The 24,693-nt window shown below is 69.1% G+C and carries 23 protein-coding genes and 2 tRNA genes; 7 read left to right on the top strand and 18 right to left on the bottom strand.

The genetic code is table 11. From position 1 onward, the window contains the following. Nucleotides 1–3 precede the first annotated feature (3 nt). The 11 genes from E3O48_RS08535 to E3O48_RS08485 all read right to left on the bottom strand — a co-directional run bounded on the left by E3O48_RS08535 (nt 4) and on the right by E3O48_RS08485 (nt 9,833). A complete protein-coding gene (locus tag E3O48_RS08535) occupies nt 4–1,398 on the bottom strand; it encodes an RNA polymerase sigma factor (protein ID WP_134538081.1) in 1,395 nt (464 codons plus the stop codon). A 19-nt stretch (nt 1,399–1,417) separates the two neighbouring features. After that, the gene (locus E3O48_RS08530; protein WP_134538080.1) at nt 1,418–1,750 is read right to left on the bottom strand and encodes a YciI family protein; all 333 of its coding nucleotides are present in this window, start codon (nt 1,748–1,750) and stop codon (nt 1,418–1,420) included. 97 nt (nt 1,751–1,847) lie between these two features. Next, a complete protein-coding gene (locus tag E3O48_RS08525; RefSeq protein WP_241975063.1) occupies nt 1,848–2,195 on the bottom strand; it encodes a YciI family protein in 348 nt (115 codons plus the stop codon). Nucleotides 2,196–2,492: 297 nt separating this feature from the next. Continuing rightward, nucleotides 2,493–2,568, bottom strand: a tRNA-Leu gene (locus E3O48_RS08520). 54 nt (nt 2,569–2,622) lie between these two features. Further along, the gene (locus E3O48_RS08515; protein WP_134510862.1) at nt 2,623–4,161 is read right to left on the bottom strand and encodes an NAD(P)/FAD-dependent oxidoreductase; all 1,539 of its coding nucleotides are present in this window, start codon (nt 4,159–4,161) and stop codon (nt 2,623–2,625) included. A 37-nt stretch (nt 4,162–4,198) separates the two neighbouring features. Beyond that, complete coding sequence (locus E3O48_RS08510; RefSeq protein WP_370249535.1) at nt 4,199–5,476, bottom strand: S8 family serine peptidase; 1,278 nt, start codon at nt 5,474–5,476, stop codon at nt 4,199–4,201. Further along, nucleotides 5,473–5,994: a DUF501 domain-containing protein gene (locus E3O48_RS08505; protein ID WP_134510861.1), complete on the bottom strand. Its 522-nt coding sequence runs from the start codon at nt 5,992–5,994 to the stop codon at nt 5,473–5,475. The genes E3O48_RS08510 and E3O48_RS08505 overlap by 4 nt, the downstream gene beginning before the upstream one ends. Next, nucleotides 5,991–6,467, bottom strand: coding sequence for a septum formation initiator family protein (locus tag E3O48_RS08500; RefSeq protein WP_134510860.1), 477 nt, complete (start codon nt 6,465–6,467; stop codon nt 5,991–5,993). Before E3O48_RS08500 ends, E3O48_RS08505 begins: the two co-directional genes overlap by 4 nt. A gap of 118 nt (nt 6,468–6,585) precedes the next feature. After that, complete coding sequence (eno, locus tag E3O48_RS08495) at nt 6,586–7,866, bottom strand: phosphopyruvate hydratase (protein ID WP_134510859.1); 1,281 nt, start codon at nt 7,864–7,866, stop codon at nt 6,586–6,588. Nucleotides 7,867–7,959: 93 nt separating this feature from the next. Then, nucleotides 7,960–9,222 carry a histidine--tRNA ligase gene (gene hisS / locus E3O48_RS08490; protein WP_134538079.1) on the bottom strand — a complete coding sequence of 421 codons (1,263 nt, stop codon included), beginning with the start codon at nt 9,220–9,222 and terminating at the stop codon, nt 7,960–7,962. A gap of 77 nt (nt 9,223–9,299) precedes the next feature. Beyond that, on the bottom strand, nt 9,300–9,833 hold the full coding sequence (locus E3O48_RS08485) for a ferritin (RefSeq protein ID WP_134538078.1): 534 nt from the start codon (nt 9,831–9,833) through the stop codon (nt 9,300–9,302). Between the two features lie 84 nt (nt 9,834–9,917). Here E3O48_RS08485 and E3O48_RS08480 point away from each other — a divergent pair, with 84 nt between their 5' ends. After that, a complete protein-coding gene (locus E3O48_RS08480; protein WP_134538077.1) occupies nt 9,918–10,862 on the top strand; it encodes an ABC transporter ATP-binding protein in 945 nt (314 codons plus the stop codon). Further along, nucleotides 10,859–11,941, top strand: coding sequence for an ABC transporter permease (locus tag E3O48_RS08475; protein WP_241982461.1), 1,083 nt, complete (start codon nt 10,859–10,861; stop codon nt 11,939–11,941). Before E3O48_RS08480 ends, E3O48_RS08475 begins: the two co-directional genes overlap by 4 nt. A gap of 34 nt (nt 11,942–11,975) precedes the next feature. On the opposite strand, the gene E3O48_RS08470 is transcribed toward E3O48_RS08475, so the two are convergent. The 4 genes from E3O48_RS08470 to E3O48_RS08455 are packed head-to-tail and all read right to left on the bottom strand — an operon-like array spanning nt 11,976 to nt 17,676. Then, complete coding sequence (locus tag E3O48_RS08470) at nt 11,976–12,704, bottom strand: MazG family protein (RefSeq protein ID WP_134510855.1); 729 nt, start codon at nt 12,702–12,704, stop codon at nt 11,976–11,978. Between the two features lie 47 nt (nt 12,705–12,751). Then, nucleotides 12,752–16,390, bottom strand: coding sequence for a transcription-repair coupling factor (mfd, locus tag E3O48_RS08465; protein ID WP_134538076.1), 3,639 nt, complete (start codon nt 16,388–16,390; stop codon nt 12,752–12,754). Nucleotides 16,391–16,438: 48 nt separating this feature from the next. Next, nucleotides 16,439–17,020, bottom strand: coding sequence for an aminoacyl-tRNA hydrolase (gene pth, locus E3O48_RS08460; RefSeq protein WP_134538075.1), 582 nt, complete (start codon nt 17,018–17,020; stop codon nt 16,439–16,441). A gap of 38 nt (nt 17,021–17,058) precedes the next feature. Further along, the gene (locus E3O48_RS08455) at nt 17,059–17,676 is read right to left on the bottom strand and encodes a 50S ribosomal protein L25/general stress protein Ctc (RefSeq protein ID WP_134510852.1); all 618 of its coding nucleotides are present in this window, start codon (nt 17,674–17,676) and stop codon (nt 17,059–17,061) included. A 385-nt stretch (nt 17,677–18,061) separates the two neighbouring features. On the opposite strand from E3O48_RS08455, the gene gndA reads away from it, so the two are divergent. The 4 genes from gndA (at nt 18,062) to E3O48_RS08435 (ending at nt 21,462) form a co-directional block, all read left to right on the top strand. Continuing rightward, nucleotides 18,062–19,465: an NADP-dependent phosphogluconate dehydrogenase gene (gndA, locus tag E3O48_RS08450; protein WP_241982472.1), complete on the top strand. Its 1,404-nt coding sequence runs from the start codon at nt 18,062–18,064 to the stop codon at nt 19,463–19,465. Between the two features lie 467 nt (nt 19,466–19,932). Next, a complete protein-coding gene (locus tag E3O48_RS08445; RefSeq protein WP_134538073.1) occupies nt 19,933–20,289 on the top strand; it encodes a hypothetical protein in 357 nt (118 codons plus the stop codon). Nucleotides 20,290–20,728: 439 nt separating this feature from the next. Continuing rightward, nucleotides 20,729–21,094 (top strand): hypothetical protein, encoded by a 366-nt coding sequence (locus tag E3O48_RS08440; protein WP_134510849.1) that lies wholly within the window; start codon nt 20,729–20,731, stop codon nt 21,092–21,094. A gap of 35 nt (nt 21,095–21,129) precedes the next feature. Beyond that, nucleotides 21,130–21,462, top strand: a complete 333-nt coding sequence (locus tag E3O48_RS08435) for a DUF1905 domain-containing protein (RefSeq protein ID WP_134538072.1) — start codon at nt 21,130–21,132, stop codon at nt 21,460–21,462. Between the two features lie 81 nt (nt 21,463–21,543). Here the strand turns inward: E3O48_RS08435 and E3O48_RS08430 are convergent, their stop codons facing one another. The 3 genes from E3O48_RS08430 to E3O48_RS08420 all read right to left on the bottom strand — a co-directional run bounded on the left by E3O48_RS08430 (nt 21,544) and on the right by E3O48_RS08420 (nt 24,089). Continuing rightward, the gene (locus tag E3O48_RS08430) at nt 21,544–22,521 is read right to left on the bottom strand and encodes a ribose-phosphate diphosphokinase (protein ID WP_134510848.1); all 978 of its coding nucleotides are present in this window, start codon (nt 22,519–22,521) and stop codon (nt 21,544–21,546) included. Then, the gene (gene glmU, locus E3O48_RS08425; protein WP_134538071.1) at nt 22,522–23,946 is read right to left on the bottom strand and encodes a bifunctional UDP-N-acetylglucosamine diphosphorylase/glucosamine-1-phosphate N-acetyltransferase GlmU; all 1,425 of its coding nucleotides are present in this window, start codon (nt 23,944–23,946) and stop codon (nt 22,522–22,524) included. Between the two features lie 71 nt (nt 23,947–24,017). Continuing rightward, nucleotides 24,018–24,089 (bottom strand) — tRNA-Gln (locus E3O48_RS08420). Between the two features lie 103 nt (nt 24,090–24,192). Between E3O48_RS08420 and E3O48_RS08415 the strand changes: the two genes are divergently transcribed. Further along, a complete protein-coding gene (locus E3O48_RS08415) occupies nt 24,193–24,684 on the top strand; it encodes a MarR family winged helix-turn-helix transcriptional regulator (RefSeq protein ID WP_134538070.1) in 492 nt (163 codons plus the stop codon). Nucleotides 24,685–24,693 lie beyond the last annotated feature (9 nt).

Genomic DNA, 24,693 nt, shown 5'->3' with positions numbered 1-24,693 from the left:
AGGTCAGGTGGCATCAACCTGCATAGGTGGCCCGCCAGGCGGGGCCGTCGACGACGGAGTTTGTGCGGTTGTCCGCATCTCGTCGATCCGCCGCTGGAGGAAACGACGCTCCGGATCGGAGGGTGCGAGTTCGAGGGCGCGCATGTAGTGCGGCAGGGCATCGGCGAACCGCCCGCCGCGGCGGAGGAGGTCGGCGCGGGCTGCGGGCAGTAGGTGGTAGTCGGCGAGATGTGCGTTGCGGTCCAGGATGTCCAACAGTTCGAGCCCAGCCTCCGACCCCTCCGCCAGTGCCACGGCGATCGCGCGGTTGAGGTCAATGATCGGCGACGGAGAGACCCGCCCGAGACGGGCGTAAAGTTCGGCGATGCGGTGAAAGTTCGTCGCCGCCGCAGTCGGAGCTGTCGCGTGCTGCGCGGCGATCTGCGCCTGGAGCTGGTAGGTGCCGGGCACTCCGCCGAGTCGCTGGCGCTCTTCCTCGGCTGAGGCAAGCACCGCAATGCCCTCCGAGATAGCGGCTCCGTCCCAGAGCCGCCGGTCCTGATCTTCGAGCAGCACCAGATCGCCGTCGTCGTCGATGCGAGAGCCCGCACGGGACTGCTGGAACAACTCGAGTGCGAGCAGTCCGAGCACCTCGGGCAGCTGCGTGGAGTGCCGCGTCAGGGTAACCATGAGGCGGCTCAACCGGATCGCTTCCTCCGCGAGGGCGGAGCGCACGAGCTCGGCGCCGCTCCCTGACGAGTATCCCTCGGTGAACAGAAGGTAGATCACGGCGAGCACTCCTGAAGTCCGCTCGGGCAGCATTTCCGCGGGTGGCACTCGATATGGGATACCCGCCGCGCGGATCTTCGCCCGCGTCCGAACCAGCCGCTTCTGCATGGTCTGTTCGGTCACCAGGAACACGTGCGCGGTCTCGCGCACGCTTAGCCCCACCACGGTGCGGAGAGTGAGCGCGACGCGGGCATCCATCGCGAGCGCCGGGTGGCAGCAGGTGAAGATCAAGCGGAGGCGGTCGTCGTCCAGGGCGTCATCGGATGTGCCAGGCAGCATTTCCCTGCCTTCCCCTCCGGATGCCGCGGTCAGGCGCTCCTGCGCGTCGATCTCGGTCTCGAGGGCGTAGCGCCTGGTGGTGTTCCGTTCAGTCGACGCGCGCCGTAGCGCGTCGATCACGAGATTTTTCGAGACGGTGGTGAGCCACGCACCGGGGTTATCGGGGAGGCCGCACTCCGGCCACGATGTCAGCGCGCGGGCGACGGCATCTTGGAAGCAGTCCTCCGAAAGGTCCCAGTCGCCCGTGATGCGGATCAGTGTCGAGACGATTCGTAGGCGCTCGGATGACGCCACCGAGGCGAGCACGCGGCCCACCTCGGTGGCGCCGTGGCCAGCGTCGGGACTGGTCATCCGAGTCGAGTTGTTATGCTCACTCGAATGGCCAGACCGGACGGACCTCGACGCGTCCGAACCTTGCCATCGGATGTTTTGCGGCGATCTCGATCGCCTCGTCGAGGTTTTCGACGTCGATGAGGTCGAAGCCGGCGATCCACTCCTTGGTCTCGGTGAATGGACCATCGGTGACGATCGTCTTGCCGTCGCGCACGGTCACGGTCGTCGCATCGGAGACCGGACGCAGCCGGTTGCCGCCGCGGGCGACCCCACGGCTCTCAAGGTCGGCGACCCACTCCTCGATGTTGTCCTCCTCGGGGATGTAAGTGGGCGCAGCCGGGTCGCTAACGATGAACAGCAGGTACTCCATGAGATCTCCTTGATTTGGTCGGTGTCGGATTGGCGTCGTTTAGGTCCTCGGCGAAGAAGGGCCGCAAGCCGGGGGCCATTCTGCGAGCCCGAGCCGGTCAGCTCGTGGGCGGCGTGTGCACGACCCGCCGGATCTCGATCGGCGAGTACCGGTTCTCAGTGAACCGACCTGCTATCTCGACAGCACGCTCCCGGTCGACGACGTCGACGATGTAGTAGCCGCCGATCCACTCAGTGCCCTCGGTGAACGGACCGCGCGTTGCCACGGGCTCGCCATTGTGGTGACCGATCACGGTGACATCCTCCACGTCCAGCTCGTTGGTGTCGACGAGCTCGCGGGACGCGATCAGCTCGCCGACCACGGCGCCGTGCGTCAGGTCGAGCGCGGCCTTCTCGCCGTCAGCCCACGCCGTCTCGGCGATGTTGTTGGAATGAATGAGGATCATGTAGCGCACGGATGTTCCACTTCCTGTCGAGGACAATTACACCAGTACGACGCGGCAGGGTCGAGCGGGAGGACACACATTCGTCGGTTGAGCACTTCACCACCAGGAGCATGAGTCGGTAATGCCTTTTCGACGTCGATCCGACAGAGTGTGGGCCAACGTTCAGAGAGCACGCCGAGGCGTTGCTGTGGCGATCGGTGTGGGCAAAATGTGGGCACGGAGTGGCCAAGAGCCCTCAAACGGACCTCTGGAGGGCCGAACTTCCGCGGAATCACGCGGAAGTTCGGTGACGGATCATGGTGCCCCCACTGGGACTCGAACCCAGACTGTGACGATTTTAAGTCGTCTGCCTCTGCCATTGGGCTACGGGGGCGCGCCCGGCCGAGGCCGGACGCTTCAAGCGTAGGTGCTGCCGAGAGCGCCGGTGTTACTTCGACACGGAAACGGTGTCCTCGACGTCGACGGTCTCCACGGCCGCATCGGCGGTGACGACCGGCTTCGCGGAGGTCTTCCGCGGCGCCCGCGGTGCTCGGGCTGCCGGCGCGGCCTTCTCCGCTGCAGCACCTGTCGTGACAGCAGCGGCGGCGGTCCTGGCCGGGGCGGCCTTGGCGGGAGCAGCCTTGGCCGGTGCGGAGGCTTCCGCCGGCGGCTTCGGGCGCGACGCGAACTCCTCGAACACGGCGCGCGGGTTTTCCACGGCAGCGAGGGAGACGATGTCGCGGCCCAGGAAGAAGTTGTTCAGCCAGCCCCAGACGACGCGGAGCTTGCGTTCCCAGCTCGGCATGGCGAGGCCGTGGTAGCCGCGGTGCGCGAACCAGGCCGGAAGGCCGGTGATCGCAATCCTCCCCGACTGGAAGACACCGTGGCCGACGCCGAGGCCCGCGACGGCGCCGAGGTTCTTGTGCAGGTATTCCTTGGGCGTTTCGCCGCGGAGCACGGCGACGATGTTCTTCGCGAGGAGCTTGCCCTGGCGCACCGCGTGCTGGGCGTTGGGAACGCAGAAGCCGCCCACTCCCCCGCCGCTGAGGTCGGGCACGGCGGTGACGTCGCCGGCACCCCAGGCGTCCGCGATGATCTCGTCTTCGGTGCCGACCCGCAGGTCGGTGCGAACCTGCAGGCGGCCACGCTCTTCGATCGGCAGGTCGGTGTGGCGCACGATCGCCGGGTTCGCCATGACACCGGCGGTCCAGACGATGAGGTCGGTCTCGAAGCTCTCACCGGTGGACAGTTCGATCTTGCCGTCGACCGCGCTGGTCAGCTGGGTGTTGAGGTGGATCTGTGCGCCGCGCTGATCGAGGTTCTTGATCACCCAGAGGCTGGTCGGCACGGACACCTCAGGCATGATCCGCCCCATCGCCTCGACGAGGTGGAAGTGGGTGTCGTCGAAGCCGATCTCCGGGTAGGACTTGAGCAGCGAGGTGGCGAACGAGCGCAACTCGGCGAACACCTCGATGCCGGCGAAGCCGCCGCCGATGACGACGAAGGTCAGCAGGCGGTCGCGCTCGGGGCCGGCGGGCAGCTGAGCCGCCTTGTCGAAGTTGGTGAGCACGCGGTCGCGGATGGCGACGGCCTCCTCGATGGTCTTCAGGCCGAAGGCCTGGTCGGCGACGCCCGGGATCGGGAAGGTGCGCGAGACGGCGCCGGCGGTGACCACGACGACGTCGTAGACGAATTCCCACGGCTCGCCGACCGGCGGCGTGATGGTCGCGGTCTTCGTGGCGTGGTCGATGTGGGTGACCTTGGCCGTGAGCACGTTGGTCTTGGAGAGGTGGCGCCGGTGGGCGACGACGGCGTGGCGGGCCTCGATGGAACCGGCCGCGACCTCAGGCAGGAACGGCTGGTACGTCATGTACGGAAGCGGGTCGACCATGGTGACCTCGGCTTCGCCGGCTCGCAGCCATTTCTCCAGCTTCCAAGCGGTGTAGAACCCCGCGTAGCCGCCGCCGACAATGAGAATTTTGGGCACGATTAGAGGTCCTCCTACAGATTGGATGCGCGAAAACTCAGCGTTTTGATCGTAATCGCTTGAAGTGCCGAGTGGCCCCTACGCCGAACAGCGTTACTAGGATACCAAACCCGACCAGAACCATGAGCGGCACCGTCACATAGGTCAGGCTGAGCGGACCGGGCAGCCACGCCGCCGCCAGGTTGTGCGCGGGGAGGGCGGGGTCCTTCTTCGGCGGGACCGGCGCGACCGCCGTGGTCTCCGGTGCCGGTGTCGGGGCGGTGTCGGCGCGGCGGTGCACCCGGATCCACTCCTCGAGCAGCTGCGTCGGCGTCGGCGCGGTGGAGGCCGGCACGGATGCCGTCACGGCGGCCGCCGCGTCGATCAGCCCGTTCCCGTAGATCGGGCTGGGCACCTCGTGGCCGTTCGGGTTCGCCGTGGCGATCACCCGGTTCATCACCTCGGCCGCGTCGAGTTTCGGGTAGGCGGAGCGCACGAGCGCGACCAGGCCGGAAACGATCGGCGCTGCCGCGCTGGTCCCGTCCCACTGCACGTAGCCGCCGCCCGGCACCACGCCGACGAGCTGCTCGCTCGGGGCCGCCACCGAGATGGTGATGCCCTGCGAGGAGGCGTCGAAGCTGGCGGCCTTGTTGCGGTCGACACCGCCGACCGTGAGCACGCCGGGGATGGTGGCCGGCGCGCCGACCTCGGTGGTGCCGCTGCCCCGGTTGCCGGCGGCCGCGACGACGACGACATCATGCTCGAACGCGTAGAGGAACGCGTCATCCCAGCTGGTGGGCCAGTCCAGGGTGTTGCGGGTCAACGACATGTTGATCACGTCCGCCCCGTTGTCGACGGCCCACCGGATGCCGGCGGCGATCTGCTCGTCGTTGCTGAGGGTGGCGCCGTTGGTGCCGAACGCGACGGACACGGCCAGGATCGACGCGGCCGGGGCCACGCCGATGATTCCGGTTCCCTCGCCGGTGCCGCGACCTGCCATCAGCGAGGAGACGAGGGTGCCGTGTTCGCTCCGGTCGCCCACCGGGGTCTGGCCGTTCGGGGAGCCGAGACCGGAGACATCCGTGCCGCCGACGACGGCGCCGGCCAGTTCGGTGATGTTGGGGGCCACCCCGGTGTCGATCACGGCCACCTTGACGCCGGCGCCGCGGGTGGTCGCCCAGGCCTGGGTGAAACCATAGTCGTTCAGCCAATACTCGAGGTCGCGCACCTGGTCGGCGTGGGCCGGCGGCGCGTCGATGACCACGGATGCCCCGCCCAGCGCCAGGGCCAGGCTCAGGCCGACGCCCGTCCCGATCCGTCGCCAGGGTGAGGTCACGCGTCCGCCGCGGTGTAGTCGAGGCACTCGCAGACCGCGGGCGACCAGGCCGCCCTGGCCAGGGCGAGGTCGCCGATCGGGTTGACGCCCGGTCCGGCGGCGAGGGAATGCGCGGCGAGGGCGTGCAGGCATTTGACCCGTTCCGGCATGCCACCGGAGGAGATCCCGGCGATCTCCGGGACGACGCCGATCGATTCGCGGTCGGAGAGGAAGCCCTCGTGCGCGCGGCGGTAGCGGGCGCGGATGTCCTCGTCGTCCTGGAGCAGCTGGTTGTACTCGTTCATCACCTGGGTGGCCTCGAGGAAGGACAGCGCGGCGGTGGCGGCCGGGTGGGTGAGGTAATAGAAGGTGGGGAACGGCGTGCCGTCGCTCAGCCGCGGCGCGGTGGCCACCACGGTCGGGGCGCCGCAGACGCACCGACCGGCGATGCCGACGACGTCGCGGGCCGGCCGGCCCAGCTGCGCGGAAACCGTATCGATGTCGGCCTGGCTGACCGGGGCGAAGGGTGGCCGCGTCATTTCGTGGCCTCCGGGGCAAGGCCGGCTGTCATGACGGAGGCGAACATGGAGGAGAGCCAATCGACGTTGGTGTTCTGGATGACGGAGCTCGCCGGCGGCGGCTCCGTGCCGCCCGCGACGGGCAGGGCGAGGTCGTTGATCACCAGGAAGCTGACGTCGCCGGGAAGGACGTAGGAGAGCCGGTCGCGGGCCTGGGTCGTGACGAAGGTGCGGTCGTTCCAGCGCTCGCGTTCGGACTTGAGCTCGTCGACGCTGCCCTGCTGGGCCGTGACGGCCTTCGTCAGCCGCTCGATCTGCTGCTGCTGCTCGGCGTAGGTGCGGATGCCGGGGGCCAGCACGATCACGGCGAGGATCAGGATTCCCATCATCATGAAGGAGAAGCCCGACAGCCGCAGCCCGCGCAGCCAGTTGCTGGTGGCGGTTTCCGTGGTTGTCAGGGCGACGGGGTGTCGCTCCGCGCGTTTCCTGCCCATGGCTCACCCCTCTCGCACTCGTCGGGTTCGGGAGGCTACTCGAACCCTAACCGAATCCGGACAAAAAAATGGAGCTCTCGAGGCCCGGACGACCCGGGCCTCGAGAGCTCCGGAACAGCTAGGCCTTGAACCGCGGGAAAGCGGAACGGCCCGCGTAGACCGCGGCCTCGCCCAGCTCTTCTTCAATCCTCAGCAACTGATTGTACTTGGCGACGCGCTCGCTGCGGGCAGGCGCTCCGGTCTTGATCTGGCCGGCGTCGACGGCGACCGCGAGGTCGGCGATGAACGTGTCTTCGGTCTCACCGGAGCGGTGGGAGATGACCGTGGTGTAGCCGGCGCGCTGGGCGAGGGCGACCGCGTCGAGCGTCTCGGTGAGGGTGCCGATCTGGTTGACCTTGACCAGGATCGAGTTGGCGGTGCCGAGCTCGAGGCCCTTGGCCAGGCGAACCGGGTTGGTCACGAACAGGTCGTCGCCGACGATCTGCACCTTGTCACCGAGTTCGGCGGTGAGGTGCACGTAGCCTTCCCAGTCGTCCTCCTCGAGCGGGTCCTCGATCGAGACGAGCGGGTAGGCGGCGACGAGCTCGACGTAGTACGCGGACAGCTCCTGGGCAGTGAGTTCCTTGCCCTCGAAGTGGTAGACGCCGTCCTTGTAGAACTCGGAGGCGGCGCAGTCAAGCGCGAGGCCGATGTCCTTGCCGGGCGTGTAGCCGGCGTTGGTGATGGCTTCGACGATGAGGTCGAGGGCCGCACGGTTGCTGGGCAGGTTGGGGGCGAAGCCACCCTCGTCGCCGAGGCCGGTGGACAGGCCCTTGGACTTGAGGAGCGCCTTGAGCGCGTGGTAGGTCTCGGTGCCCCAGCGGAGGCCCTCGGCGAAGGATTCGGCGCCGAGCGGGACGACCATGAATTCCTGGATGTCCACGTCGTTGTCGGCGTGCGAGCCACCGTTGATGATGTTCATCATCGGCACCGGCAGGGTGTGCGCGTTCGGGCCACCGAGGTAGCGGAACAGGGGCAGGCCGGCCGAGGTGGCGGCGGCCTTCGCGACGGCGAGGCTGACGCCGAGGATGGCGTTGGCGCCGACGCGGTGCTTGTTGTCGGTGCCGTCGGTCTCGTTCAGGACCGCGTCGACGATGCGCTGGTCGGTGGCGTCGAGGTCCTCGACTGCCGGGCCGAGCTCGTCGATGACAGCGTCAACGGCCTTGAGCACGCCCTTGCCCAGGTAACGCGACTTGTCGCCGTCGTGCAGTTCATAAGCTTCGAACGCACCGGTCGATGCGCCGGACGGAACCGCAGCGCGGCTAACCGAACCGTCGTCAAGCAATACCTCGACCTCGACGGTCGGGTTGCCTCTGGAGTCAAGAATCTCGCGCGCTACTACTGCCTCAATGAGAGCCACAGCTATCTCCTGTTTCCTTTTATTTTCTTTAATTGGGGGTGGGGATCTGGGGGAATCTCGGAAGACCTCGCTGTGTTCCAATCCCATAACAGTCTAGTGATGGTGGGCTGATTCGCCCAGCGGACGGAACTGGAGCGAGGCGGCCGGGGCGGTTTCGGGGCTGACGAACGCGTATCGCCCGTACCCGGCGGCGGCCGCCCGGTCGAGCAGCGCGGTGAGGTTCTTGGTGCGGCGTTCGAGGCGCACGCGCAGCCCCGTGGCAACGAGGGACGCCTTGAGCGCCACCAGGGCGGCCGGGTCGGCATCCTTCTCGTGCACCAGCACGACCGCGTCGGTGTCGGCCGTCCCGGCCTGGCCGAGCAGGTCGACGATGCGCTCGAAGCCGATCGAGAATCCGCAGGCGGGCACGTCAGTGCCGAGGAACCGGCCGATCATCCCGTCGTAGCGGCCGCCGCCGCCGAGCGAATAGCCCAGCTCCGGGTGGGCGATCTCGAAGATCGTGCCCGTGTAGTAGCCCATGCCGCGCACGAGGGTGGGGTCGAAGACCAGTCGGGTGGCCGGCAGGGCGTCGCGCAGGGCGCGGAGGTCGGCGTAGGCGGCGGGGTCGAGCCAGGCCGGTGCGTCGGCGTCCCAGCCGAGGCCGGGCATCCCCTCGAGGGTGTCGGCGATGCCGTCGGTGTCGACGCCGAGGGTGCCGAGCTCGGTGACGACTCCGGAGACGCCGATCTTGTCGAGCTTGTCGATGGTGATCAGCGCCCGTTCGGCGAGTTCCGGCGGCACGCCCCAGTGCGCGAGGAGGGAGGCGAGGATGCGCCGGTCGTTGATCCGCACGGAGCAGCCGGTCAGGCCGAGGGCGTCGAGGGCAGCGGTGGTCGCGGCGATCAGCTCGATCTCGGCGAGGGGTCCGGCCTCGCCGATGATGTCGATGTCGCACTGGACGAACTGGCGGTAGCGCCCCTTCTGCGGGCGCTCGGCCCGCCAGACGGGGGCGATCTGGATGGACCGGAACACGGCGGGCAGTTCGGCCCGGTGGCTGGCGTAGAACCGGGCCAGCGGCACGGTGAGGTCGAAGCGGAGGCCCAGGTCGGCCAGTGACAGGAGGTCGCCGGACTCGGCGGCGGCCTCGACATCCGCCGGGGACAGCCCGCGTCTGAGCACGGCGAACCCGAGCTTCTCGTTGTCGCCGCCGAGGCCGGAGTGCAGGCGGGCCGAATCCTCCATCACCGGGGTTTCGATTTCGTCGAACCCGTGCGCGGCGAAGCTCCGCCTGATGGTGCCCAGCGCGTGCTCCCGGACCGCTTTCTCATTGGGGAGGAAATCGCGCATGCCGCGCGGCGGGGTCACAGGTGTTGCCATGCCTCCAATTGTGTCAGGTCCTGCTCCGACGCCGTTCCGCCCGGAGGGCCGGCTGGGGAGGGCAGGACAAACCGAGGCTAGAGGGCGCCGCCCGCTGCAGCGGGGGCATCGGAGTCGACCGGGCCGCCGGCTACGGTTTCCCGCGCGATGTAGTTCTCGATGTCGAAGAGGTTGTCGCCGGCCCGCTGCGCGATCGTCAGCAGGGTGGACATCGACGCGACCTCTTCGACCTGCTCCTTGAGGAACCACAGCATCGCCTGCTCGCCGAGGGCGTCCCCGTCGGCGCGGGCCGCGCGGAAGAGCGCCTCGATCTGGGAGGTGACCTGCTTCTCCTGGGCGAGGGCGAGCGCGATCGGCTCGACGGCGAGGGTGAAGTTGTTCTGCACGGCCGGAATTCCCGGAATCTCGACGCCGAGGTCGCGGTCGAGCCGGTACTGCACCAGCATCATGGCGTGGTTGCGCTCTTCGATCGACTGGGCGTAGAAGTGCGCGGCGAGCCGGGGCAGGGCCTGGTTGTCGAACCAGACGGCGATGGCGATGTACTGCTGGGACGCGGCAAACTCATTGCCGATCTGAAGGGAAAGGAGTTCGCTGAAGGAAGTCTGGCTCATGCTCTGACGGTACTCGCCACCGTCGTCCGCCGCCACCGAACGGCATCCCCCTAGACTTCGATCATCACGCCGGAGGGGGCAACGATGGAATCACACGCAGCACGGGGAATCACGGTCACGGGGGTGCGCCGTTCGTTCGGCAGCGTGCATGCCGTGCGGGACGCCACGCTCACCGTGCCAGCGGGCTCGGTGACGGCCCTGATCGGGCCGAACGGCGCCGGCAAGACGACACTGCTGCTCATGCTGGCGAGCCTGCTCGCCCCCGACACCGGCACAATCACGATCGCCGGGCACGACCCGGTGGCAGACCCGCAGGCAGTGCGCGCCGCGATGGGCTGGATGCCCGACGTGCTCGGCTCCTGGCCGAGCCTGAGCGTTCGCGCCTCGCTGGAAGTGACCGGGCGGATGTACCGGATGAGCCGCCCGGCCGCCGCCGCCCGCGCGGATGAACTGATCGGCCTGACCGGCCTGGAGGCCCTCGCCGACCGGCCGTCCCGGGTGCTCAGCCGCGGGCAGAAGCAGCGGCTGAGCCTGGCCAGGGCCCTCGTGCACTCCCCTTCCGTGCTCCTGCTCGACGAGCCGGCATCCGGTCTCGACCCGGCCGCCCGGGTGGCGCTTCGCGTGCTCGTCCGCCGCCTCGCGGGTGAGGGAACGGCGATCCTCGTCTCCAGCCACGTGCTCTCCGAACTCGACGAGATGGCGGATGCCGCCGTGTACCTCGCCGACGGAGTCACGGCGAGCGCCGAGCGCGTCGCGCGGGCCGGCGCCAGCGCGAGGTCCTGGCGGATCCGCTCACTCGACCCGGCCGCCCTGGAAGACGGCCTCCAGACATCCGGCGTGGCCGGCACCCGGACCGACCACCTCGGCACGCTCGTGCAGGTCGACAACGAGGCGGCGGCGGCCGATCTGCTGGCCCGGCTGGTCGGCGCCGGCGTGCGGGTGAGCGCCTTCGGTCCGGCGGTCGGCGACCTCGAACACACCTTCCTCGACCTGTCCCGACCCGAATCCACTGGAGGGGCAGCAGCATGAGCAGTGACCTGGACGCCACCGCCCGTATCAGCCCGGTCCCCGACCGCACACCCGCTCGGGGCTTCCTCGCCGGGCTGTGGCTCATCGTCACCCTCGAGTTGCGCCAGCGCGTGCGCGGGGTCGCCTGGTACGTGCTGCTCGGCATCTTCGTGCTGCTCGTCGCAGCGGTCACGGTGCTGCTCTGGCTGTCGACCGCGGCCTGGGAGACAGGCGGCGGCGCGGTCTTCTCGGCCGTCATCTTCTTCGTGCTCCTGCTCGGCACTCTCGTCTCGCCCGCGCTCAGCGGCAACGCCGTCAACGGCGACCGCGACATCGGCACCCTCGCCACGACGCAGGTCACCCTGATCAGCACGGGCCAGCTCATACTCGGCAAGTTCGTCGCGGCCTGGATCACGGCCCTCGCGTTCCTCGCCACCGCGGTGCCGTTCCTGCTCTTCGCGGTCACCCTCGGCCAGGTCTCGCTGTCCACGATCGCCGTCTCCGTGCTCGTGCTCGCCGCCGAGCTCGGGGTGATCGCCATGCTCGGCGTCGGGCTCTCCGGCATCGTCACCCGTCCCCTGTTCTCGATCGTCGTCACCTACCTCATCGTCGCGGCGCTGAGCGTCGGCACACCCATCGCCTTCGCCCTGCTGGGCACCGCGACGAAGTCGGAACAGACCCTCATGCCGCCGGCCGGCTGCGACGATCCCGCGACCACGATGGACGTTCCCCGTTTCGACCGTTACTGGTGGGTGCTCGCCGCGAATCCGTACGTCGTCGTCGCGGATGCCTCCCCCGGAGTCTTCGACCCCACCGGCAACCCACAGGACCTGTTCGGCTGGATCGCGGTCGGAGTTCGGCAGGCACAGGTTGCGCCCGACCTGCAGGGCGAAACCCCGTACTGCAACTCGACGGGCGCCTACTACGGCGGCGACGATGACAAGCGGCCGACGGCACGGGAGGTCTACGACAGCGCGGTGCCGTCCTGGTTCGTCGGCCTGGGCATCCACCTGGCCCTCGGCGCCGCGGCATTGCTCTGGGCCTGGCGCCGCACGATCACCCCCTCCCGGCGGCTCCCCGCGGGCCGGCGCATCGCCTGACCGCGCGCCGGGCCCGCACGCGCGACCCGGTCGGTCAGCCGGGCAGGCCGATGATGCCGGCGTCGAAGACGTCGGTCCCGTCCGTGGCGACGGCATCAGGCCCGACGGCATCCGGCCCGACGCCCTCGGCCACACGGATCTCGTCCTGCAAGCCGCGGAGCGCGGTGCGGAGAGCACGCTCCGAGTCGAGCCCCTGGGCCTTGGCGGCGGACACGACGGCCAGCAGCAGCGGTCCGAGCTCGTCCTCACTCTCGATCGGGAGGGGGAAGGCGGACTCCGTGCCGAGCAGGCCGATCTTCTGCGCCCGCCCGAGCACCTTGTCGGCGAGGGCGAGGGCGGGCATCCCCTGCGGGATCCCGTCGAGCACGCTGGTGCGGTGCGGCTTCTCGGCGGCCTTGAAGTCGTCCCACGCAGCGACGACGTCATCGGCGGTCTCCAGCGACAGGTCTCCGAAGACGTGCGGATGCCGCCCCACCATTTTCGCGGTCATCTGCGCGGCCACGTCCTGGATGTCGAAGTCCTCGCCGCTGGTGTGCGCGGCAAGGTCGGCGTGGAAGAGCACCTGGTAGAGCACGTCGCCGAGTTCCTCGATCATCTCCTCGCGGCTGCCCGCCTCGATCGCGTCGATCAGCTCGTGGCTTTCCTCGATCAGATACTGCACGAGGGATTCATGGGTCTGGTCCGCGTCCCACGGGCAGCCGCCGGGCGCACGGAGCCGGGCGACCGTCTCGATCAGGATGTCGAGCTGGCTGGGCGGGGTCATGCGGGCCTCCTGGGGTTCGGTCTCATCGTAGGCGGCGGGTCCGGGCGTCACGCGGACGGCGCCGCGACCGCGTCGACCGGCCGGGGGAAGATCGCGTCCAGCAGTGAGCCGGCCCAGGCGATCAGGGCCGCGTCGCCGAGCGGCTCCCCGTTGATCCGGGGCATCGGCACCGTCATCGACCCGTTCTGGGTGAAGTAGCGCGAGCCCGGGTACATCCGTTGCAGGCGCACCTGCATCGAATCGGCCAGGTTCGCCGGCGAGACGCGGAGGTTCGAGCCCATGGCGACGACCTCGCCGAGGCCGGCCTGCTGCGCCAGCCAGCGCAGCCGGGAGACCAGAATGAGGTTCTGCACCGGCTGCGGCGGCTCGCCGTAGCGGTCGGTGAGTTCGTCGAGGACCAGGTCGATCTGGTCCTTCGCCGCCGTCGGCGAGCTGGCGGCGGACAGCTTCTGGTAGGCCTCGAGGCGCAACCGCTCGCTGTCGACGTAGTCCTCGGGGATGTGCGCGTCGACGGGCAGTTCGAGCCGCAGCTCGGTCTGGCCCTCGGCGACGTCGCCGCGGAACGTGCTCACGGCCTCGCCGATCATCCGCAGGTAGAGGTCGAAGCCGACCCCGGCGATGTGCCCGGCCTGCTCGCCGCCGAGCAGGTTGCCGGCTCCGCGGATCTCGAGGTCTTTGAGCGCCACCTGCATGCCGGCGCCCAGCTCGTTGTTCGCGGCGATCGTCGACAGCCGGTCGTGGGCGATCTCGGTGAGCGGCTTGTTCTCGTCGTAGAGGAAGTAGGCGTAGGCGCGCTCCCGGCCGCGGCCGACCCTCCCCCGCAGCTGGTGCAGCTGGCTGAGCCCGAACTTGTCGGCGCGGTCGATGATGATCGTGTTCGCGTTGGCGATGTCCAGGCCGGTCTCGATGATCGTGGTCGAGACGAGCACGTCGAACTTGCGTTCCCAGAAGTCCACGACCACCTGTTCCAGCTGGGCCTCCGGCAGCTGGCCGTGCGCCACGGCGATCCGCGCCTCGGGCACGAGCTCGGCCAGCTTCGCGGCGACCCGGTTGATGCTCGACACCCGGTTGTGCACAACGAAGATCTGGCCCTCCCGGAGCAGCTCGCGGCGGATCGCCGCCGCCACCTGCCGATCGGAGTACGGGCCGACGAAGGTGAGGATCGGGTGCCGGTCCTCCGGCGGCGTGGCCAGGGTCGACATCTCCCGGATGCCGGTGACCGCCATCTCCAGCGTGCGCGGGATCGGGGTGGCACTCATCGCGAGGATGTCCACGTTGGTCTTCAGCTTCTTCAGCGCGTCCTTGTGCTCCACCCCGAACCGTTGTTCCTCGTCGATGATGACGAGGCCGAGGTCCTTGAATACGATCGACTCGGAGAGCAGCCGATGGGTGCCGATCACGAGGTCCACGGTGCCGTCGAGCATCCCGGCGATGGTTTCGCGGGACTCCTTCTCGGTCTGGAACCGGCTGAGCGCGCGCAGGTGCACCGGGAACCCGGCGAAGCGCTCCTGGAAGGTCTCCATGTGCTGGCGCACGAGCAGGGTCGTCGGCACGAGCATGACGACCTGCTTGCCGTCCTGGATCGCCTTGAACGCGGCCCGCACGGCCACCTCGGTCTTGCCGAAGCCGACGTCGCCGGAGAGCAGCCGGTCCATCGGGATGGGCCGTTCCATGTCGGCCTTCACCTCGTCGATGGTGGTGAGCTGGTCGGGGGTCTCCGCGAACGGGAACGCCTCCTCCAGTTCGCGCTGCCACGGGGTATCCGGCCCGAACGCGTGGCCCTTGCTGGCCATCCGTGCCGAGTACAACTTGACCAGTTCGACGGCGATGTCGCGCACGGCCTTGCGGGCCTTGGTCTTCGCGGCGGACCAGTCGCTGCCGCCCATCTTGCTGAGCGCCGGGGCCTCCCCGCCGACGTACCGGCTGACCAGGTCGAGCTGGTCGGTCGGCACGTAGAGCTTGTCCCCGGGGTGGCCGCGCTTCGAGGGGGCGTATTCGAGCACCAGGTATTCACGTTTGGTCTTGACCGGGTTGCGGCCGCCGCTGGAGACCTCGCGCTGGGTCAGCTCGACGAACCGGCCGATGCCGTGGGTCTGGTGCACGACGTGGTCGCCGGCTTTCAGCTGGAGCGGGTCGACGACGTTCTTGCGGCGGCTGGCCAGTTTCTTGACCTGGCGGGCGTCGTAGCCGACGACCCGGCCGTAGAACTCGGACTCGCTGACCAGGGTGAGCCTGGTCTCCGGGATTTCGAAGCCGTGGTCGACGGATGCCTTGAGCAGGTAGGCGATGCCGGGTTCCGGAACGCCTGGCCATTCGGAGACGATCCGGGCCGGGAGTTCGCGCTCGGCGAGCACGTCGGCGGCGCGTTCGACCAGCCCGGCGCCCTGGGCGACGATCCCGACGGTCCAGCCGTCCTTCAGCCGGGCGGCGAGGTGCCCGACGGCGCCCTCCACACTGCCCTGGAAGCTCGGCACGGCGTCGCCGTCGACGCGCACGGTGAGCAGCTCATCGAGTTCGCGGTGCTCGGGGAGCACCGGGGCATCCGTCGGCGCCGCCTGGAATGAGCTGAACGTCCACCACACGTGCGCGGACGGCGGGGCACCGGGGGCGCTGAACGTGACCGACTCGCGCAGCCGGCCGAGGGTGAGGAAGTCCCCCGATTCGAGGTCGATCGGCGCCTCCGCGCCGGCGGTCGCGGCGCTCCAGGCGGCGCCGAGGAACTCGCGGTTCGTCTCGGCGAGGCTGATCGCCCGGGAGGCGACCCGTTCGGGCGAGATCACGGCCACGGCCGCCTCTCGGGGCAGGTAGTGGGTGATCGGCACGAGCCGGTCGACGAGGGCGGGCGCGAGGCTCTCCATCCCCTCGACGGGGATTCCCTCGGCGATCTTGGCGAGCAGCCCGGCCAGGCTCGGGAACTCGTGCTGCATCTCCCTGGCTCGCTGGCGCACGGCCGGGCTGAGCAGCAGCTCGCGGCTCGGCGGCAGGGACACCCGTTCGATCGGCTCGGGCAGGGAACGCTGGTCGGCGACCGAGAAGGCGCGGATCTGCTCGACCTCGTCGCCGAAGAACTCCGCCCGGTACGGATGCGGCGCCACCGGCGGGAACACGTCGAGGATGCCGCCGCGCACGGCGAACTCGCCCCGGCGGGTGACCATGTCGACCCGGGTGTAGGCGAGGCCGACCAGTTCCCGGGCGATGGCGCCGAGGTCGTGGCCGCGGCCACCGGCGGCCAGTTCGATCGGCTCATAGTCGGTGAGGTTGTCGGCCACCGGCTGGAGGGCGGCCCGCACCGAGGCGATGACGATCAGCGGGCGCCGGGCGGCCGGGTCGGACTCCTCCCAGTCCCGCATCCGCCGGAGCGCGTAGAGCCGCTTGCCGACGATCTCCGCGCCGGGGCTGAGCCGTTCGTGCGGGAGGGTCTCCCAGGCGGGGAAGTCGACGATCTCGGCGCCGTCGGCGAAGCAGGCCAGGTTCTCGTGCAGGGATTCCGACTCACGCCCGGTCGCGGTGATGACGAGCAGGGCCTGGGCCTTCTCCAGCCGGCCGCGCTGCTCGAGCATGGCCGCGATCAGCGGCGCCCGCAGGCCCTCGGTGAGCGAGAAGTCCGCGTCGCGGTTCGCGAAGGTGAGGGCGTTGTCGAATGTGGAGGCGCGCGAAAGTGTGGAAATTAAGCCCTGGAGAGTCACCGGTCAAGTCTACGCAGCGCCGGCACGGGCAGCGGAACGGGCGAAGAGCTACGGGGAGTGGACCTTCTGCTGGGCGGCGGTGACGCCCTCGGCCGCGATCAGTTCGATCGCGTCGGCGGCATCCGTCAACAGGTTGGGCAGGACCGCCCGCTCGTCCTTGCTGAAATCGTGCAGCACGAAGTCGGCGGCGTCCTGGCGCCCGGGCGGGCGGCCGATGCCGATCCGGATCCGCACGAACTCCTTCGTGCCGGTCGCGGCGATGATGTCGCGGAGGCCGTTGTGGCCGCCGTGGCCGCCGCCGACCTTGATCTTGATGGTGTCGAAGGGAAGGTCGAGGTCGTCGTGGACGACGATCAGCCGGTCGGGCTCGAGCGAGTAGAAGCGCAGGAGCGCGGCGACCGGGCCGCCGGACACGTTCATGTAGGTGCTCGGCTTGGCGAGCACCAGTTTCGGTCCGCCGGGGAAGCTGCGCCCCTCGGCGACGGCCGAATTGGTTTTGTGGTTCTTGAAGTTCGCCGACAGGCGGTCGGCGAGCACGGCCGCCACCATATGGCCGACGTTGTGTCGGTTGCCGGCGTAGCCGGGCCCGGGGTTACCGAGCCCGACTACGAGCCAGAGATTCTCGTCCAGGGAATTCCTCCGCGGTCGACGAAGCCAGGTGGGGAAGACTACTCGGCGGCAGGAGCCTCGGTGGCCTCGGCTTCGGCCGGCTCTTCCTCTTCCTCGGCGGCGGGCAGGTGCACGTAGACCACGACGGCGTCGGGGTCGGAGATGAGAGTGGCGCCGCCCGGGAGCACGACGTCCTTCGCGTGGATCTGCGCGCCGTCGTCGAGTCCGTCGATGGAGACGACGACGTTCTGCGGGATGCTCGTGGCCTCGACCTCGAGCATGAGGACCTTCGAGTCCAGGTCGGCGATGGTGCCGGAAACGGCCTCGCCGGTCAGGTGCACGGAAACCTCGACCTGGACCTTCTCACCCTTGCGGATGACGATGAGGTCGAGGTGCTCGATGATCTGCAGGAACGGGTCCTTCTGGACATCCTTCACCAGGGTGAGGTGGGTGGTGCCTTCGACGTCGAGCTCGAGCACGGCGTTGGCGCGGCGCAGCAGCAGGCCGATCTGGTGGGCCGGGAGGGCGACGTGCACCGGGTCGGTGCCGTGGCCGTAGATGACGGCGGGGATCTTGCCCAGCACGCGCAGCTTGCGGGCAGCGCCCTTGCCGAACTTGACGCGCAGGTCGGCGGAAATCTTGTTGTCTGCGACAACCTTCTTCTTGGCCTCAGCCATGATGTTTCTCCTTGCGGGCCTGGACGGCCCAGTCTGGTTTCGCGGACCGAAGCCCGGGAATCGTGGGTACTGGTTCAACTCGAACGCGTGTGCGCGTGAGGAAAGGCCGTGAAGCATCCCGCCGCGTCGATAACGGATGCCGGTGGACGGTTTCCCGCCGCCGACAGCCCTCGCCGAAGTTCAACTAGTGAGTCTAGCGGAGCGGGCGGGCCGGGGCGAACCGGGCGCCGGGCATCCGTCGCCCGAGGGCCGCCGGTCACGCCACGTAACCGTTCGGGCCGACGCAGTAGCCTTGACGGAGGTTTGAGAACAATCACCTGAAGGAGCAAACGTGGCCGAAACCGGCGCAGCACAGGCAAACATTGGCGTAGTAGGACTGGCGGTGATGGGGTCGAATCTGGCCCGCAACCTCGCCAGCCGGGCGGGGAACACGGTGGCGGTGTACAACCGCTCCCCCGAGCGCACCCGCCTGCTCACGGGCGAACACCCGGAGGCGAACTTCGTCGCCTCCGAGACGATCGAGGAATTCGCCGCGTCGCTCCAGAAGCCGCGCACCGCGATCATCATGGTTCAGGCCGGCACGGGCACGGATGCCGTGATCAGCCAGCTGACCGCCCTGTTCGAGCCCGGCGACATCATCGTCGACGGCGGCAACGCCGACTTCCAGGACACCATCCGCCGGGAGAAGGATGTGCGCGCCACCGGCGTGAACTTCGTCGGCGCCGGCATCTCCGGCGGCGAGGAGGGCGCCCTCAAGGGCCCGAGCATCATGCCCGGCGGCTCGGCAGAGGCGTACGAGACCCTCGGCCCGATCCTCGAGTCGATCGCGGCCGTCGTCGACGGCGTGCCCTGCGTCACGCACGTGGGCACGGACGGCGCCGGCCACTTCGTCAAGATGATCCACAACGGCATCGAATACGCCGACATGCAGCTCATCGCCGAGGCCTACGACCTGCTCCGCAAGGTCGGCGGGCACTCCCCCGCCGCCATCGCCGACGTGTTCACCGACTGGAACGACGGCGACCTCGAGAGCTACCTGATCGAGATCACCGCCGAGGTGCTCCGCCAGGTCGACGCGAAGACCGGCCTGCCCTTCGTCGACATCGTGCTCGACGAGGCCGGCTCCAAGGGCACCGGGGTCTGGACCGTGCAGAACGCCCTCGACCTGGGCGTGCCCGTCGGTGGCATCGCCGAGGCCGTGTTCGCCCGCGCCGTGTCCAGCCACCCGGAGCAGCGTGTGCCGCTCCGCGCGGCCCTGGTCGCCCGCCCGGAGATCGCCGTGGTCGGCCACACCTTCCAGGACGATGTGCGCCAGGCGCTCTACGCCTCCAAGGTCGTCGCCTACGCCCAGGGCTTCGACGCGATCATCGCCGGCGCCGAGAAGTACGGCTGGAAGATCGACAAGGGCGCCATCGCCACGATCTGGCGCGGCGGCTGCATCATCCGCGCCCAGTTCCTCAACCGGATCGTCGACGCCTACGCGAACGACCCGTCGATCCCGACCCTGCTCGTCGACCCGTATTTCGCCCAGGCCGTCGCCGACGGCGAGTCCGCCTGGCGCCGGGTCGTGTCGACCGCGGCGCTCTCCGGCATCCCGGTTCCCGGGTTCGCGTCGGCGCTGAGCTACTTCGACTCGCTCGCGAGCGAGCGCCTGCCGGCCGCCCTGGTGCAGGGCCAGCGTGACTTCTTCGGCGCGCACACCTACAAGCGCGTCGACAGGCCCGGCACCTTCCACACCCTGTGGTCGGGCGACCGCAGCGAGGTCGAGACCGAGGGCTCCTCGCACTAGCACCTCCGGTGGACAACTGTTGCCGGAGCGGACGAGTGTTGCCGGCATCCCGGCAACAGTTGTCCGCTCCGGCAACAGTTCTGTCTGTCAGCCGCCCGGTCAGCGGAGGACCGGGAGCCCCGCGGTCGTGAGGATGCGCAGCAGCGACTGGCGCTGGCGCAGATCGGACGGACCCCAGCGCGCCACGCCATTGCCTTCCGCGCGAAAGGTCGTCCTCGCGAACCTTCTCACGATGGACCGCTTCCCCGGGAGTCAGTCCCCGCAGGCACTCGTCCTTCACGTACTTGCCCTTCCCGTCGAACTCCCCGATCAGGCGATAGGCCGGCCATTCGAAGTCGGTGAAGTAGAAGCCGCCGCGGGGGTTGAGATGGCACGTCTGAAGCAGTGGATCGGGGAAACCCAGTTCGAAGATCGCCGCGCGACTCATCGATTCACCGGGGTTGTCCGCATTGGGCCGACCGAAGCCGATGGCCCGGTCCGCCCTCACGGCTCCCCTGGCCGAGACCGATTCGTGGAGTTTCTCGCTGAGCATCTCCGCGGTCAGGAAGACCTCCGGGGATGCGTTCCGCGGGTTGAGGGCATGGTCGATCGCAACGACGGCGGTGGTGAAACTCACCGTGCGCGCCAGGTCGATGAGGGTCCGGGCGGGACTGGTCACGAGCATCCCGTCGATTTCGACCACGTCCCGGTCGGTGATGTCGCTGCGGTGGACTGTGACGCCGTTTTTGCTCCGCGCCCTGGAGTTCGGTGGGGCCAGCACGTGCACGGTGCTCGGCCAGGCGTCGGCCAGGGGAATCCCCCACACGACCGCCGCCGATTGGTGACTGATCAGCGGGTCCCGCGTTCGAGTCGCAACGACGGCCCGGACCTCCGCGAGGTGCCGCTGGCTCGGTGGGAGCCCCGCCCAATGCCGGGTAGTGGTGAAGACGCCGCGGCGCAACCGAATGGCGCTCCCCCCGGCCTGCGACTCCCGCCGAAACTGCCGGCCGGCTGACTCAGTGGCGGCTGCGCCGCCCGAGAGGTACAGTCCGGTGTGCTCGTCGATGCTCTCGTCAGCCATCCGCTGAGGTTCGCAGCCTGCGTCAGGCCGGCGCCGCTCCGCCCGGATTCCGTGGGGACTGCGCGGGCCCGCGCGCCTGGGGAGGGATAGCACCTGCCGGGACAATCGTTGCCGAAGCGGACGACTGTCGCCGGTGTGCGGGCAACAGTCGTCCGCTTCGGCAACATCTCCGGTCGTCCGGGGACTGCGATACTGGGACGGACATGAGCGACGAGCACCCCGAACTCTCCGGCTACGAACCGCAGGATGCCGACCGGCCCCTGCGCAGTCGGCGCGCCCTCACGCTCATGCGCATCGTCGTCGTGCTGGGGCTCGTGGCGCTGGTCGTGCCCGGCATCCTGACCACGCTGCAGGTCGCGACGACGACCGCCGCGAACACCTGCCGGCTGGCAACCCAGCACTTCTACCCGTATGCGGTCGGGTCGGACGCCCGCTTCGAGCTGACCGGGCCGGGCGGGCTCGGCTGGCAGTGCTACGCGGTCGACCGCAACGAACGGGAGACCTACGTCGTCCCCCTCGGGATCATCCCCTCGGCGCCGCGGGCGCCGGAGTCCGGCATCCCGGCGTAGCCGAAGCCAGGAAGGCGCAGGAGGGAGTCGCTCCGATGGATACCACGCCCGGCGCCCGGGAGCCCGCCCGCGGTCCGACGTTCGCCTTCACGGCGGAACTGTGGGAGTACGAGGGCGCGGCGGCCTGGATCTTCGTCTCGTTGCCCGCGGAGTTGGCCGACGACATCCGCGAACTGACCGAGGGCCGCCGGAACGGATTCGGCTCGGTCAAGGTCCTCGCCGCCATCGACGACACCCGGTGGTCCACGTCGCTCTTTCCGGACAGCGCCCGCGGCACGTTCCTCCTGCCGGTGAAGAAGGCGGTGCGCGTGGCCGAGGGAGTCACAGTCGGCGACGCTGTCACCATCCACCTGCAACTCGTGCTGTAGCCGCGGCGGTCCCAGCGGCGTACAGACCGATGGCCGGCCACCGACATCCGTCGACGACCGGCCGGAAGCCGTTCGGTGCCCCTATGCGGCGCCCTCGAACATCGACGTGACGGACCCCTCGTCGAACACCTCGTGGATCGCACGCGCCAGCAGCGGCGCGATCGGCAGCACGGTGAGCGTCGGGAAGCGCTTCTCCATCGGGATCGGCAGGGTGTCGGTGACGACGACCTCGGAGATCGCCGGGTTCTGCAGCAGTTCGAGTGCCGGGTGGCTGAACACGGCGTGGGTTGCGGCGACGACGACGCCGATGGCGCCGGCCTTGCGCAGCGCCTCCGCGGCGAGCACGATCGTGCGGCCGGTGTCGATCATGTCGTCGACGATCAGGCAGACGCGGCCCTCGACCTGGCCGACGATCTCGTGCACGGAGACCCGGTTGGGCACGAGCGGGTCGCGCCGCTTGTGGATGATGGCCAGCGGGGCGCCGAGCTTGTCGCTCCAGATGTCTGCGACGCGCACGCGGCCCATGTCGGGCGAGACGACGGTCAGGGTGGCCGGGTCGAGCTTCTCCTTGAAATGCTCGAGCAGCACCGGCATGGCGAAGAGGTGGTCGACGGGGCCGTCGAAGAAGCCCTGGATCTGGGCGGCGTGCAGGTCGACCGCCATGATCCGGTCGGCGCCGGCGACCTTGAACAGGTCGGCGACGAGGCGGGCCGAGATCGGCTCGCGGCCGCGGCCCTTCTTGTCCTGCCGGGCGTACGGGTAGAACGGCGCCACCACGGTGATCCGCTTGGCGGAGGCCCGCTTGAGCGCGTCGACCATGATCAGCTGTTCCATCAGCCATTCATTGATCGGGTTGGTGTGCGACTGGATGACGAAGGTGTCGCTCCCGCGTACGCTCTCGTCGAAGCGGGCGTAGATCTCGCCGTTCGCGAAGGTGCGGGCGTCCGTGTGGACGAGTTCGGTACCAAGCTCCGTGGCGATGTCCAGTGCCAGTTGCGGGTGAGCTCGCCCCGAAACCAATACAAGTCGCTTTTCGCCGCTGGTCTTGATTCCAGACACCTAGTCTCCGCTCTTTGCCGCGGCCACCGCCGCGTCGGTTCCTGGACGGTGGGTTTCGACCCAGCCCTCCATATTGCGTTGTGGAGCAACACTCAGGGACAACGCCCCGGCAGGTACGTCCTTGCGGACGATTGTGCCGGCTCCCGTGTATGCCCCGTCCCCAATCCTAATCGGCGCGACGAACACGTTGTGCGACCCGGTGCGCACATGCGACCCGATTTCGCTGCGGTGCTTGTCCACGCCGTCGTAGTTGGCGAAGATCGTGCCTGCCCCGATGTTGGACTGGTCGCCGACGGTCGCGTCGCCGACATAGCTCAGGTGCGGCACCTTGCTGCCGGCGCCGATGGTGGCGTTCTTGGTCTCGACGAACGCCCCGATCTTGCCGTCCGCGCCGAGGATGGTGCCGGGCCGCAGGTAGGAGAACGGGCCGACGGATGCCCCGGCGCCGATCACCGCGAGCGTCGCGTCGGTGCGCTTCACCACCGCGTTCTCGCCGACCTCGCAGTCCACGAGGGTGGTGTCCGGGCCGATCACGGCGCCGGTCTCGATCACCGTCGCGCCACGGATCTGGGTGCCGGGCAGGATGGTCACGTCCGGCGCGAGCTGCGCCTTGAGGTCGATCCAGGTGGTGGCCGGGTCCTGAACGGTGACGCCGGCCAGCTGCCAACCGTGCACGATGAAACCGTTGAGCTGGCGGGCGGTCTCGCTGAGCTGGGCGCGGTCGTTGATGCCGGCGACGAGCCAGGCATCCGCGACGGGCACGGCCCGCACGGACGAGCCGGCGTCGCGGAGGAGCCCGATCACGTCGGTCAGGTACTTCTCGCCCTGCACGTTGTCGGTAGTGAGGAGCGCGAGCTGCTCGCGCAGTTCGGCGATGCTGAAGGCGTAGACGCCCGCGTTGGTCTCGGCGATCTGGCGTTCCTCGGCCGAGGCATCCTTCTGTTCCACGATGCGGTCGAAGCCGCCCGTCTCGGAACGCACGATGCGGCCGTAGCCGGTGGAGTCCTCGGGGAACGAGGAGAGCACGGTGGCGGAGACCTCGCGCTCGCGGTGCGCGGCGACGAAGCTGGCCAGGGTGGCGGAGTTCAGCAGCGGCACATCGCCGGAGACGACGAGCACGTCACCCTCGAAGTCCTCGGGCAGGGCCGCGACGGCGAGCTCCACGGCACGCCCGGTGCCGGGGACCTCATCCTGGTCGACGATCAGGCTCTCGGGCAGGTCCTCGGCCACGAGGGCCGCGACCAGGTCGCGTTCGTGGCGCACGACCGTGACCACGTGGGCCGCGTCCAGCGCACGCGAGGTGGCGAGAACATGGCTGAGCATGGGCAGCCCGGCGAGCTCGTGCAGCAGCTTCGGGGTGCTGGATTTCATGCGGGTGCCCTGGCCTGCGGCCAGCACGACGATAGCGAGTCGGGAATCGGTCACGGGGTTTCCTCTTTGCTTTTCGTGTTGCCGGCCGGGGAGACCGGAGAAGCTTCACTGGTCTGCAACCAGTGCTCCGCCGCCAGGACTCGAACCTGGACCTAACAGCTCCAAAGGCTGTCGTGCTGCCATTACACCACGGCGGAATTCGCCGGCCCGGGGCCGACCAACGGTGTCAAGTCTGCCAGAAGTATCGTGCCCGGCGCGCAGCGAGCAACCGCGGCCGCCCCGAGGCCGGATAATGGACTGATGCCCGCCCATGACGAAGTCGACCGGATCGTAGACGCCTGGCTCCGCGAACGCCCCGACCTCGACTTCGCTCCGTTGCAGGTCCTGTCCCGGGTCGGCCGGCTCTCCAAGCACCTGGATCGGGCCAGGCGCACCGCGTTCTCCCGCTCCGAACTGGAGTCCTGGGAGTTCGACGTGCTCTCGGCCCTGCGCCGCGCCGGCGCGCCCTACGAGCTGAGCCCGAAGGCCCTGCTGCAGCAGACCCTGGTCTCCAGCGGCACGATGACCAACCGGATCGACCGTCTGGTCGAGCGCGGGCTGGTCACCCGCCGCACCGACCCCAACGACGGGCGGGGCATCTTCGTCGGGATGAACCCGGCCGGCCTGACCCGGGTGGATGCCGCGATCACCCGACTGGTCGATGCGGAGGCCGAGCTGCTCTCAACCCTGTCGGCGAGCGACCAGGACCGGCTGGCCGGGCTGCTGCGCAAGCTCAGCCTCGACTTCGACTGAGCCCGCTCC

Source organism: Cryobacterium sp. HLT2-28, from assembly GCF_004402495.1.
GTDB lineage: Bacteria > Actinomycetota > Actinomycetes > Actinomycetales > Microbacteriaceae > Cryobacterium > Cryobacterium mannosilyticum.
The sequence above is the reverse complement of the archived record's forward strand: the minus strand, read 5'-3'. Positions and strand labels throughout refer to the sequence as shown.

Bases quoted from the DNA above. Each gene is read 5' to 3' on its own strand.
- E3O48_RS08475 (WP_241982461.1), top strand. From the start codon at position 10,859: ATGAGCAGTGACCTGGACGCCACCGCCCGTATCAGCCCGGTCCCCGAC.
- E3O48_RS08500 (WP_134510860.1), bottom strand. From the start codon at position 6,467: ATGGGCAGGAAACGCGCGGAGCGACACCCCGTCGCCCTGACAACCACG.
- E3O48_RS08440 (WP_134510849.1), top strand. From the start codon at position 20,729: ATGAGCGACGAGCACCCCGAACTCTCCGGCTACGAACCGCAGGATGCC.
- hisS (WP_134538079.1), bottom strand. From the start codon at position 9,222: ATGGCAACACCTGTGACCCCGCCGCGCGGCATGCGCGATTTCCTCCCC.
- E3O48_RS08505 (WP_134510861.1), bottom strand. From the start codon at position 5,994: ATGACGCGGCCACCCTTCGCCCCGGTCAGCCAGGCCGACATCGATACG.
- E3O48_RS08485 (WP_134538078.1), bottom strand. From the start codon at position 9,833: ATGAGCCAGACTTCCTTCAGCGAACTCCTTTCCCTTCAGATCGGCAAT.
- E3O48_RS08415 (WP_134538070.1), top strand. From the start codon at position 24,193: ATGCCCGCCCATGACGAAGTCGACCGGATCGTAGACGCCTGGCTCCGC.
- E3O48_RS08480 (WP_134538077.1), top strand. From the start codon at position 9,918: ATGGAATCACACGCAGCACGGGGAATCACGGTCACGGGGGTGCGCCGT.
- gndA (WP_241982472.1), top strand. From the start codon at position 18,062: ATGGGGTCGAATCTGGCCCGCAACCTCGCCAGCCGGGCGGGGAACACG.
- E3O48_RS08535 (WP_134538081.1), bottom strand. From the start codon at position 1,398: ATGACCAGTCCCGACGCTGGCCACGGCGCCACCGAGGTGGGCCGCGTG.
- E3O48_RS08455 (WP_134510852.1), bottom strand. From the start codon at position 17,676: ATGGCTGAGGCCAAGAAGAAGGTTGTCGCAGACAACAAGATTTCCGCC.
- E3O48_RS08530 (WP_134538080.1), bottom strand. From the start codon at position 1,750: ATGGAGTACCTGCTGTTCATCGTTAGCGACCCGGCTGCGCCCACTTAC.
- E3O48_RS08470 (WP_134510855.1), bottom strand. From the start codon at position 12,704: ATGACCCCGCCCAGCCAGCTCGACATCCTGATCGAGACGGTCGCCCGG.
- E3O48_RS08435 (WP_134538072.1), top strand. From the start codon at position 21,130: ATGGATACCACGCCCGGCGCCCGGGAGCCCGCCCGCGGTCCGACGTTC.
- E3O48_RS08445 (WP_134538073.1), top strand. From the start codon at position 19,933: ATGGCCCGGTCCGCCCTCACGGCTCCCCTGGCCGAGACCGATTCGTGG.
- E3O48_RS08525 (WP_241975063.1), bottom strand. From the start codon at position 2,195: ATGATCCTCATTCATTCCAACAACATCGCCGAGACGGCGTGGGCTGAC.